This is a genomic window from Streptomyces sp. SP17BM10, from assembly GCF_036322405.1.
GTDB lineage: Bacteria > Actinomycetota > Actinomycetes > Streptomycetales > Streptomycetaceae > Kitasatospora.
In genome coordinates, this window is record NZ_JAQYXB010000366.1 from 1 (window position 1) to 342 (window position 342).

Below are 342 nucleotides of genomic sequence, written 5' to 3' on the forward strand. Positions count from 1 at the left end.
TCCACCCGCCGCGTCTTCGCCACCCGCCTCGGCCGCGCGTGGGTCACCGGCGACACCCCCCCCCCCCCGCCCCCCCCCCCCCGCCACCACCCGATAGGCCTCCCCCCCCCCCAGCAGCCCCCCCCCCCACCCCCCACCAAACCCCCCACCACCACCCCCACCCCAAACCCCCAACCCCCCACACACCACCCCCCCCCCCCCCACCACACCCCACCCCCACCCACACAAAACAACACCCCACACACCAAAAAAACACAACCACACAAAAACAAAAAAAACAACCCCACCCCAACCCACTCCAACCCCAACACCACCCACACCACAACACACAAAAAAACACAA

General features: G+C 67.8%; 1 protein-coding gene. It reads right to left on the reverse strand.

Annotated features, from left to right (window positions below; translation table 11 throughout):
• Positions 1–297 (reverse strand): hypothetical protein (locus PUR71_RS41015; RefSeq protein WP_329924690.1); only part of this gene is annotated, 297 nt, incomplete at its 3' end.
• Positions 298–342 lie beyond the last annotated feature (45 nt).